The following is a 10032-nucleotide window of genomic DNA, read 5'->3' as shown; positions in this document are numbered from 1 at the left end:
GACCGGGGCCCGCCCCTCGTGCGTCCCGCCCGGCAGGCCGCCGCAGCGGGGCCGGCCGGAGCGGCCGTCAGTACGCCGAGGCGGTGGCGTTCTCGGCGAGGACCGCCCGCAGCCGGGTGGTGCGCGGCTGCGCCTGGCGCCCGGCGACGGCTTGGGCGAGCGCCGGGCCCGCCGCGTGCACCACGGACAGGTGCCGCTCGCCGCGGCCGAAGGCGGTGTAGACCCACTGCCGGGTGAGCGTCGGGGCGGCGTCCTCCGGGAGCACCACCACCGCGCCCGGCCAGCGCCGGCCGAGCGCCTGGTGGACGGTCAGCGCCCAGCCGTGCCGCAGCCGGGCGGCCTCGGCCGGCGGAACGGTCCGGCGCGAGCCGTCCGGGTACTCCAGGTGCAGACCGGTGGCGTCGCCGTCCAGCACCCGGGCCGGGCGGGTGACGCCGGGGGCGGGGGAGTCGACCACCCGGTCGCCCGGGTCGAAGCCGCCGAACCGGCCGGGGCCGGGGTTGAGCCGGGCCTTGGCGGCGGCGTTCAGCGCGCGGGTGCCGGCCGGGCCGCCGTGGCCCGGGGTGAGCAGCACCACCTGCTCGGCCGGGATGCCGAGCGCGCGCGGGATGGAGTCGGTGAGCAGCTGGATGGCGCGGTGGACGGCCTCGCCGGCGTCCTTGGCGGTCAGGATGACCACCTCCTTGTCCGGCGCCTCGACCGGCTGGAGCTCGCCGATTCCGACGCCGGAGACCAGCTCGCCGATCGGGCCGAAGTCCGGGGTGCGGGAGGCGACCGCCGGGCAGGCCTTGGCGGCCAGCAGGTCGGCGAAGAACCGGCCGGGGCCGGCCGACCAGAGCTGGCCCGGGTCACCGCTGAGCACCAGGCGGGTGCCGTCGGCCAGCGACTCCAGGACGGTGGCGGCCAGTTCGACGTCCAGCAGCGGGGCGTCCAGCACGACCAGCAGGTCCAGGGCGAGCGAGCCGTCCGGGGCGCGGCCGGGGCCGGCGGCGCCGGAGAGCAGCTCGGCCAGGGTGACCACGACGGCCCCGGCCCCGGTGTCGGTCCCGGCAAGTGCGGCGAAGGAGTTCCGGCCCTGGTCGGTCCAGGTGGCGGCCCAGGCCCGCAGCCCGAGGCCCCGGGCGGCGGTGACCAGCGCGGCCGGCTCGGCGCGGGCCGCCTCGCCTCCGGTGTGCAGCACCAGGGCGTGCTCGCCGACGGCCTTGATCAGGGCGGTCGCGGAGGAGGACGGCGCGGCCTCGGCGGCGGCCGCCCAAGCGGCCGGGCCGGGGGCGACGGGGGTCTGTTCCGCGGCGTCCGCGGCATCCGCGTCGGCCCGGGTTTCGTCGGCCCCGGTCTCGTCGGCGTCGGCGGCCTCGTCCGCGTCCTCGCTCGCGTCGGCGTCCTCGCCCGGTACGAAGGCGGCCATCAGCTGGAGCAGCTTCTCGGCGAGACTGTCCTCCGCCATCGCCAGCCCCTCCAGCGCGAGCAGCGTCCGGGTCGGGGCCTCGTCCTCCTCGCCACCCGCCGCGTGCGCCTCGGCACCCGTCAGCTCCTCCTGGAAGGGCAGCACCCGCCCGTCCTGGACGGCGGCCTGGATCGCGGCGGCCGGGTCGGGCATCCGGAGCCGGTCGAGTCCGGCCGCCACCTCGGCCAGTTCCAGCGCGGAGTGCCCGCGCAGCGCCGCCTGCTCCAGCAGCCACGGCACCAGCGCCCGGGCGCGGCGCTCGTCGCCCGGGCCGGCCTCGGGGCCGAGCAGCTCACGGGCGAAGCCGTCCGCGTGTTCGGGCCGGACGCCGGGCAGGCCCAGCACCGCCCACGGGTCCTCGCGCAGCCGCTGGGGGGCCTCCTCGCCGAACTCGGCCACGGCGGCGGCCGCCAGCTCGGCCGGGGCACCGCCGGCGGTCAGCACCTCGGCAGTGGCGCGGAGCGCGTCGCCGTGCGGCCGGTGGGGCACCGCCGCCGGAGCAGCCGGGGCGGCGGGAGCGGCCGGACCGCCTCCGCCCGTGGCGTCCGCCACGGGGGCCTCCGGCCCCGAGGGCTGCCGCACCGGTTCCCGCGGTGCCGAAGCGCCGCGCTCCGGCCCCTGCCCGCCCATGCTCCGCACCCGCTGCGCCAGCTCCGCGAACTTCGCCGCCTTCTCCTCCGGGGTCAGCTGGGCCCCGTCGGTCGCCTCCGGAGCGCCGTTCCCCGTGTCAGTCATCGTCGTCCGCTCCAAAGGTCACTCCACTGCAGGTTCTGCTCGACAACCCGGGCCCTGGGTCACAGCTCGGTCCACCCCTGGTCCGGGTAGCGGTGCACCGGCGACGAGATGTCGTCCAGCGCACCACGGATCTCATCCGGAAGCGTAAGCGCCTCCACCGACAGCGCCGCCTGCAGCTGCGCCACCGTCCGGGCCCCGACCAGCGCACTCGCCACCCCGGGCCGGTCCCGGACCCAGGCCAGCGCGACCGCCAGCGGGCTGCTGGCGAGCCCGTCGGCGGCGGTGGCGAGGGCGTCCACGATCCGCCGCGAGCGCTCCCCGAGGTACGGCTGGACGAACCCGGCCAGGTACGGCGTGGCGCCGCGCGAGTCCTGCGGGACGCCGTGCCGGTACTTGCCGGTGAGCACCCCGCGCCCGAGCGGCGAGCCAGCCAGCACCCCGACCCCGGCGTCCAGCGCGGCGGGCAGCGCCTCCCGCTCGATGCCGCGCTGGAGCAGCGAGTACTCCAGCTGCGCCCCGGCCAGCGGCACCCGCCCGTGGTGGGCGCGCTGCCAGGTGGCGGCCTTGGCGAGCTGCCAGCCGCTGAAGTCGCAGACCCCGGCGTAGCGGGCGCGCCCGGAGGTGACGGCGATGTCGAGGGCGCTGAGGGTCTCCTCGACCGGGGTCGCCGGGTCGAAGGAGTGCACCTGCAACAGGTCGACGTAGTCGGTGCCGAGCCGGCGCAGCGAGGCGTCCAGGGCGGCGAGCAGGTGGCCGCGCGAGCCGTCGAAGCGGCGGGCGGACTCGGGGACGCTGCCGGCCTTGGTGGCGATGACGAGCTCGGAGCGCGGGATCAGGTTGTCGGTGAGCCGGGAGAGCAGGTACTCGGCGCCGCCGTCCGCGTACACGTCGGCGGTGTCGACCAGGTTGCCGCCGGCGTCGACGAACTCCTTGAGCTGCTCGGCGGCCTCGTGCTCGTCGGTGTCGCGGCCCCACGTCATGGTGCCGAGGCCGAGCCGGGAGACCTGGAGGCCGGTACGGCCGAGGTGACGCTTTTCCATCGGACGGGCCCTCCACTGGCCGGTGGCCCCGGAAGGCCCGGCAGCCCTGTAAACGAGCAGGTGGGGAGAGTGCTCCCCACGTCGGCTGAGCGTAGCGGCCGGTGCGCGGACAGGGGTGCAGACCCGCAGAACGATCACTGCGGCGGAAACATGGCGAGTGTGACCCAGCCCACCCCTACCGGTCAGTAGCATGACCGGCGCAGGCGCGGTTACCCTCGCCACAACCCCAACCCACTGGAAGGTGCGGCAGATGCGACTCGGGATCAACCTCGGCTACTGGGGACTCGGCATGGACGCCGACAACATCGCCGTGGCCCAGGAGGCGGACCGGCTCGGCTACTCGGTCTGCTGGGCGGCGGAGGCGTACGGCTCGGACGCCGCCACGGTGCTCAGCTTCGTCGCCGCGAAGACCGAGCGGATCGACGTCGGCTCGGCCATCTTCCAGATCCCGGCCCGCACCCCGGCCATGACCGCGATGACCGCCGCGACCCTGGACACCCTGTCCGGCGGCCGGTTCCGGCTCGGCCTCGGCGTCTCCGGCCCGCAGGTGTCCGAGGGCTGGTACGGCGTGAAGTTCGACAAGCCGCTCGCCCGCACCCGCGAGTACGTGGAGATCATCCGCAAGGCGATGTCCCGCGAGCGCTTGGTGCACGAGGGCGCGCACTGGACGCTGCCGCTGCCCGGCGGCCCCGGCAAGCCGATCAAGCTCACCGTGCACCCGGTGCGCGAGCACATCCCGCTGTACATCGCCGCGATCGGCCCGAAGAACCTGGAACTGACCGGCGAGATCGCCGACGGCTGGCTCGGCATCTTCTTCTCGCCCGAGCACGCCGCGCTCTCCCTCGACCCGCTGACGGCCGGCCGCACCAAGGCGGGGAAGACGCTGGAGGGCTTCGACCTCTGCCCGACCGTGAACCTCGCGGTCGGCGAGGACATCAAGGCCGGCGTCGACGCCCTGCGCTCGTACGCCGCGCTGTACATCGGCGGCATGGGCAGCAAGGAGAAGAACTTCTACAACCAGCTCGCCCGGCGGATGGGCTACGAGCAGGCCGCCGACGAGGTCCAGGAGAAGTACCTGGCCAGGGACTACGCGGGCGCCGCGGCCGCCGTCCCGCACGACCTGATCGACGCCACCTCGCTGATCGGCGACACCGCCCGGATCGCCGACCGGATGCAGGCCTACGCCGAGGCGGGCGTCAGCACGCTCACCCTGGCCCCGGCCGGGTTCACCCTGGACGAGCGGATCCAGGCGCTGCGCACCGGCGTCGAGGCGCTGGAGCGCGCCGGACTGGCCTGACCGGACGGCGGACGGGCAAGCGGCACTACAGCCAGTCGTGCCGCTTGAACACCCGGTGCAGCACCAGGCAGACCACCAGCATCAGCACCAGCACGGCCGGGTACCCCCAGGACTGGTGCAGCTCGGGCATGTCGTCGAAGTTCATGCCGTAGATGCCCGCGATCATGGTCGGCACGGCGGCCAGCGCCGCCCAGGCCGAGATCTTCCGCATGTCGTTGTTCTGCTGCACGCTGACCTGCGCCAGGTTGGCGCTCAGGATGTCGGACAGCAGCCGGTCCATGCCGTCGACCTGGTCGTTCACCCGGGCCACGTGGTCGGCGACGTCCCGCAGGTAGGGCGCGGTCTCGGTACGGACGAGGCGGGCGCCGCGCTCCAGGGACAGCATCGGCTCCAGCAGCGGGCCGGTGGCCCGGCGCACGGACATCACCTGGCGCTTGTAGCCGTAGATCCGTCCGGCGGTGTCGCGGCCGACCCGGCCCGGGGAGAAGATGTCCGCCTCCAGCTCGTCCAGCTCGCTCTGGAGCGCGGTGGCCACGTCCATGTAGCCGTCCACGATGGTGTCGCAGACCGAGTGCAGCACCGAGCTGGGCCCGTAGCGCAGCAGTTCGGGCTCCTGCTCCAGGGTGGCCCGCAGTCCGCCGAGCGGGCTGTCCTCGCCGTGCCGGACGGTCATGACGAAGTCCGGGCCGAGGAAGACCATCACCTCGCCGACCGTGACGACGTGCCCGCCGGGGGAGTAGCCGAGGGTCTTCAGGGCGACGAACAGCGAGCCCTGGTAGGCCTCCACCTTGGGGCGCTGGTGGGCGCTGACGGCGTCCTCGGCGGCCAGCGGGTGCAGCGCGAACTCCTTGCCGACGTGGTCGAGTTCCTCGGCGGTGGGCTCGAACAGGCCTATCCAGACGAAGCCGTCAGGGCCGGCCGCGCGGGCGGCGGCGAGCGCGCCGGCCAGGTCCTCGGGGGCCTCGATCCGGCGGCCGTCGTGGTAGGCGGCGCAGTGGACGATCATGCGGGCCATTGTCACCCGAACGGGGCCGTCCGGCACGGATGCGGGTGGTACCGGTCCACGGGCCCGCAGCGGCCGGGTCGGGCCGGGCGGAGAACCGGGGCCCACGGCCGGGCCCGGAGGCCGTAGGCTGACCCCATGCCCACCCTGCTGCTCGTCCGCCACGGCCGCTCCACCGCGAACACCGCCGGAATCCTGGCCGGTTGGACGCCCGGCGTGGACCTCGACGACACCGGGCGCGCGCAGGCCGCCGGGCTGGCCGGCCGACTGGCCGGCATCCCGCTGGTGCAGGCGGTCAGCAGCCCGCTGGAGCGCTGCCGGCAGACGCTGGAGCCGCTGCTGGCGGCCCGGCCCGAGCTGGGCCCGCCCGCCGAGGACGAGCGGCTGGGGGAGTGCCACTACGGCGAGTGGACCGGCCGCCCGCTGGCCGAGCTGGCCAAGGAGCCGCTCTGGCGCACCGTGCAGGACCACGCCGCCGCGGCCGCCTTCCCCGGCGGGGAGTCGCTGCGCGAGCTGAGCCACCGTACGGTGGACGCGGTGCGCGAGTGGAACCAGAAGATCGCCGCCGAGCACGGCGAGGACGCGGTCTGGATCGCCTGCTCGCACGGGGACGTGATCAAGGCCGTGGTGGCCGACGCGCTCGGGCTGCACCTGGACCACTTCCAGCGCATCAGTGTCGAACCCTGTTCCGTCACCGCGATCCGCTACACCCCGCAGCGGCCCTTCGTCCTGAGGATGGGCGACACCGGCGACCTCGCCCCGCTCGCCCCCAGGCCCGGCCCGAGCGCGGCCACCCCGGCCGGCGACGCGGTGGTCGGCGGCACCGCCTGAGGCCCGCCGCCGACGGGCCGCCCGGGGCGGCACCGTCCGGTTCCCCGGGTGCCACCCCCGCCCGCGGCCGTCGGCTCGGCTCCCCGGCCGGAGCCCGAAGGTCGTAGGGTGACTAACGAGTCCATCCGGCCGCGACCCGCCCCCGGCGGAACCGCGCCGACCGACATGATCCGGAGCGAGAGCGTGCCCCGTCAGGTCTTCTTCTACGACCAGCCCGAACGGTTCGTGGCCGGCACCGTCGGCCAGCCCGGCGCCCGGGCGTTCTACCTTCAGGCCAGCGCCCGGGGCCGGATCACCAGCGTGCTGCTGGAGAAGACCCAGGTCGCGGCGCTCGCCGAGCGCATCGAGGAGGTCCTGGACGAGGCGCTGCGGCGCAGCGGCGGCGACGCCGCCATCCCGGCCGCCGCCCCGAAGGACCTGCTCGACACCGCTCCGCTGGACCTCCCGCTGGAGCAGGAGTTCCGGGTCGGCACCATGGCCCTGGCCTGGGACAGCATGGAAAGCTGCCTGGTGGTCGAGGCGCAGGCGCTGATCGAGGACGAGGAGGAGGACGCCGCCGAGGCGGTCTTCACCGACGACGAGAACGGCCCGGACATGCTGCGGGTGCGGCTGTCCGGCGCGATGGCCCGGGTCTTCGCCAAGCGCGCGCTCGACCTGGTCGCGGCCGGCCGCAAGCCCTGCCCGTTCTGCAACCTGCCGCTCGACCCGGAGGGCCACCTGTGCCCGCGCGCGAACGGCTACCGGCGCTGAACACCGACACCCCACCGCAGGCCGACCCGACGGCCGCCGCCGCGCTGGCCGCCGACGTGCCCACCGCCCTCGCGCTGCTGCGCCAGGGTGAGCTCACGGTGCACGGCCGGCTCACCGAGGCCTCCAACGCCGCGCTGTACTGCACGGTGGCGCACGGTTCGCTGAGCGCCCAAGCCGTCTACAAGCCGGTGGCCGGCGAGCGCCCGCTGTGGGACTTCCCGGACGGCACGCTGGCCGGCCGGGAGGTCGCCGCGTACGAACTGTCCGCCGCGACAGGCTGGGCGCTGATCCCTCCCACCGTGCTGCGCGAGGGTCCGCACGGGCCCGGCATGGTGCAGCTGTGGGTCGAGCCGGACCCGCAGGCCGAGCCGCTGCTCGCGCTCCAGGACCCGCGCGGACCGGAGTCGGGCTGGCTGCCGATCGTCCGGGCCGAGGTCGAGGGCGGGCGGACGGCCCTGCTGGTGCACCACGACGACCGGCGGCTGCGCCGGCTCGCCGTGCTGGACGCGGTGCTCAACAACGCCGACCGCAAGGGCGGCCACCTGATCCCGGCAGCCGACGGCCGGGTGTACGGCATCGACCACGGCGTCACCTTCAACACCGAGGACAAGCTGCGCACTCTGCTCTGGGGCTGGGCCGGCGACCCGCTGCCCACCGAGGCGCTGGAGGTGCTGGCCCGGCTGGCCGAGCAACTGGACGGCGAGCTTGCCGAGCGCCTCGCCCCGCACCTGACGGCGGCCGAGCTGGACGCGACCCGGGCCCGGGTGGCCGGGCTGCGCGGCTCCGGCCGGCACCCGCTGCCGCCCGAGGACTGGCCCGCGATCCCCTGGCCGCCGGTGTAGCCGGGGTACCGGAGGCCGGACCGTCCCGGAGGCCGGTGCCGGCGGGGCCGGGCCGCCGCCCTGGAACGCCGGTGGTCTGGACCTGTCCTCGAAAACGGCAGCAGATGGTCTGGACCTGTCCCCGGAACAGGTCGCACACTGCTCCGATGGATGTGCGACGGACCACCCCCACCCCCCGAACCACGCCGGACCTGCCGTTGCACCGGTTACAGGTCCCGCTGCCCCAGCTGCTCCCCTTCGCCATCGGCGGCTTCGACGCGATCGGCCCGCTCTCCCGGGCCGGCTTCCCCCACCGGCACTCGTTCTACGAGATCGTCCACGTCACCGGCGGTCACGGCGCCCACGTCCTGGACCTCGTCCACCGGCCGCTGGCACCACCGCAGTTGTGCGTGATCACTCCGGGCCAGGTGCACTACTGGGCGGACGCCGAGGAGCTGGCCGGCCGGGTCGTCCTGTTCAACGAGGACTTCCTGCTCGGCCACCCCCAGGACCTCGCCGCCCTGCGGGCCCTGGCCACCCGCCCGGCCCTCGCGCTCGGCGACCAGGCCGACGCGATCGCCGCGCTGCTCGCCGACATGGAGTGCGAGTACCGGACCAGGGCGCCCGGCTACCAGGGTGTGCTGCGGGCCAGCCTGCACATCCTGATCGTCCGGGCGCTGCGCGCCTGTGCCCCGGCCGACCGTCCGGCGGTGCCCGGTCGTTCGGTCGAAGTGGCCGCCGCCTTCACCCGGTTGATCGCCCGGCCGGGCGGGGTGCGGCACTCGGTGGCCTCCACCGCGCAGGAACTCGGCGTCTCTCCGGGGCACTTGCAGACCCTGGTGAAGCAGGCCACCGGCCGAACCCCCGGCGGACTGATCCGCCGCCAGCAGACCCTGGAGGCCAAGCGGCTGCTCGCCTGCACGGATTTGACGATCCGTCAGATATCCAAAGAGGCCGGCTTCGTCGACCCGGCGTACTTCTGCCGGTTCTTCCGTCGGGAGACCGGAATGACCCCGGGGGAGTTCCGGGCCAGGGTCGACGGAAATCACCACGATCCCCGGATCATGTCCATCGCGGTGGCGCCGGACGGCCCGTAACTTTGCTGCTGGCCACCGGCGGCCGGTCCGGCGCGCGAGGGCGGGTCGACCGGTCCGGTCCTTGTCATGCCCCCACCATGGCAAGGGCCGCCCCCACCCCCGCCTCACGAGAAGGAGACGGCGTATGCCCACGTCCGACGGCATGATCAGCCGCAAGACCGTCCTGAAGGCCGCCGCCGCGCTGGGGGCTGCCCCGCTGCTGGTCGGCGGCGGAGTCGCACTGGCCCGGGACCGGATCGGAAACGGCGAACCGCTCGGCTTCACCCCCGAGTGCCACGACGGGGACGCCCCCACCATCGAACAGACCGAAGGGCCGTACTTCAAGCCCAACTCCCCGCTGCGCAGCTCGATGGTCAACGACGGACCCGGCACCCGCCTGGTCGTCAGCGGCTACGTCTTCGGCCGTGCCTGCCGGCCCATCTCCGGCGTGCTGCTGGACTTCTGGCAGGCCGACGACGGCGGCAACTACGACAACAGCGGCTACACCTTCCGCGGCCACCAGTTCACCGACGCCAACGGCGCCTTCAGGCTGGACACCATCGTGCCCGGCCTCTACCCGGGCCGCACCCGGCACATCCACGTCAAGCTCCAGGCCCCCGGCCGCCCGATCGTCACCACCCAGCTGTACTTCCCGGGGGAGCCGCGTAACAGCACGGACACCATCTACGACGCCCGGCTGCTGATGAACGTCCGCCAGAACGGCCAGACCCGCGAAGGCAGCTTCGACTTCGTGCTGAACGTTCCGCAGACCACGCCGAGCCCGACGCCCACGCCCACCGCCACCTCCACCGGCGGCCCCACCACGCCGCCGGGCGGCACCTGGGCCCCGGGGGCCTCGTACAACGCGGGCGACCGCGTGACCTACTCCGGCGTCTCCTACACCTGCCTCCAGGCGCACACCGCCATGGTGGGCTGGGAGCCGCCGAACGTGCCGGCCCTCTGGCAGCGGTCGTAGCGGCTCCGGCCGCGTCGCCCGAGGGGCCGGGCGCCCGGTCGGCGGCAGGGCCGACC

9 protein-coding genes are annotated in these 10032 nt (G+C 74.8%); 6 read left to right on the top strand and 3 right to left on the bottom strand.

Annotated elements, in window-relative coordinates; translation table 11 throughout:
• Positions 1-67: 67 nt before the first annotated feature.
• Together ACFU7Y_RS31890 and ACFU7Y_RS31885 are read right to left on the bottom strand one after the other, a co-directional pair.
• Entirely contained in the window at positions 68-2182 is a 2115-nt protein-coding gene (locus ACFU7Y_RS31890) for a helix-hairpin-helix domain-containing protein (protein ID WP_380770466.1), read from the bottom strand.
• A gap of 59 nt (positions 2183-2241) precedes the next feature.
• Entirely contained in the window at positions 2242-3222 is a 981-nt protein-coding gene (locus tag ACFU7Y_RS31885; RefSeq protein WP_224282329.1) for an aldo/keto reductase, read from the bottom strand.
• A 250-nt stretch (positions 3223-3472) separates the two neighbouring features.
• On the opposite strand from ACFU7Y_RS31885, the gene ACFU7Y_RS31880 reads away from it, so the two are divergent.
• Positions 3473-4519, top strand: coding sequence for an LLM class F420-dependent oxidoreductase (locus ACFU7Y_RS31880; protein WP_224282330.1), 1047 nt, complete (start codon positions 3473-3475; stop codon positions 4517-4519).
• A 25-nt stretch (positions 4520-4544) separates the two neighbouring features.
• Here the strand turns inward: ACFU7Y_RS31880 and ACFU7Y_RS31875 are convergent, their stop codons facing one another.
• Positions 4545-5525 (bottom strand): magnesium and cobalt transport protein CorA, encoded by a 981-nt coding sequence (locus ACFU7Y_RS31875; protein WP_224282331.1) that lies wholly within the window; start codon positions 5523-5525, stop codon positions 4545-4547.
• Positions 5526-5660: 135 nt separating this feature from the next.
• Here ACFU7Y_RS31875 and ACFU7Y_RS31870 point away from each other — a divergent pair, with 135 nt between their 5' ends.
• The 5 genes from ACFU7Y_RS31870 to ACFU7Y_RS31850 all read left to right on the top strand — a co-directional run bounded on the left by ACFU7Y_RS31870 (position 5661) and on the right by ACFU7Y_RS31850 (position 9976).
• Entirely contained in the window at positions 5661-6353 is a 693-nt protein-coding gene (locus ACFU7Y_RS31870; protein ID WP_224282332.1) for a histidine phosphatase family protein, read from the top strand.
• A gap of 183 nt (positions 6354-6536) precedes the next feature.
• Positions 6537-7103, top strand: coding sequence for a DUF3090 domain-containing protein (locus tag ACFU7Y_RS31865; protein WP_224282337.1), 567 nt, complete (start codon positions 6537-6539; stop codon positions 7101-7103).
• A 44-nt stretch (positions 7104-7147) separates the two neighbouring features.
• Complete coding sequence (locus ACFU7Y_RS31860) at positions 7148-7945, top strand: SCO1664 family protein (RefSeq protein WP_224282338.1); 798 nt, start codon at positions 7148-7150, stop codon at positions 7943-7945.
• 146 nt (positions 7946-8091) lie between these two features.
• Positions 8092-9021 carry an AraC family transcriptional regulator gene (locus tag ACFU7Y_RS31855; RefSeq protein ID WP_224282333.1) on the top strand — a complete coding sequence of 310 codons (930 nt, stop codon included), beginning with the start codon at positions 8092-8094 and terminating at the stop codon, positions 9019-9021.
• A gap of 124 nt (positions 9022-9145) precedes the next feature.
• Positions 9146-9976, top strand: coding sequence for a carbohydrate-binding protein (locus tag ACFU7Y_RS31850; protein ID WP_224282334.1), 831 nt, complete (start codon positions 9146-9148; stop codon positions 9974-9976).
• Positions 9977-10032 lie beyond the last annotated feature (56 nt).

Origin of the sequence: Kitasatospora sp. NPDC057542, from assembly GCF_042801945.1 — a bacterium.
Taxonomy (GTDB): domain Bacteria; phylum Actinomycetota; class Actinomycetes; order Streptomycetales; family Streptomycetaceae; genus Kitasatospora.
Note: the sequence above shows the minus strand (reverse complement) of the source record. Positions and strands in the feature narration are given on the sequence as shown.

Coding starts and splice junctions, on each gene's coding strand:
- ACFU7Y_RS31890 (WP_380770466.1), bottom strand. CDS start 2,182: ATGACTGACACGGGGAACGGCGCTCCGGAGGCGACCGACGGGGCCCAG.
- ACFU7Y_RS31885 (WP_224282329.1), bottom strand. CDS start 3,222: ATGGAAAAGCGTCACCTCGGCCGTACCGGCCTCCAGGTCTCCCGGCTC.
- ACFU7Y_RS31850 (WP_224282334.1), top strand. CDS start 9,146: ATGCCCACGTCCGACGGCATGATCAGCCGCAAGACCGTCCTGAAGGCC.
- ACFU7Y_RS31880 (WP_224282330.1), top strand. CDS start 3,473: ATGCGACTCGGGATCAACCTCGGCTACTGGGGACTCGGCATGGACGCC.
- ACFU7Y_RS31855 (WP_224282333.1), top strand. CDS start 8,092: ATGGATGTGCGACGGACCACCCCCACCCCCCGAACCACGCCGGACCTG.
- ACFU7Y_RS31875 (WP_224282331.1), bottom strand. CDS start 5,525: ATGATCGTCCACTGCGCCGCCTACCACGACGGCCGCCGGATCGAGGCC.
- ACFU7Y_RS31870 (WP_224282332.1), top strand. CDS start 5,661: ATGCCCACCCTGCTGCTCGTCCGCCACGGCCGCTCCACCGCGAACACC.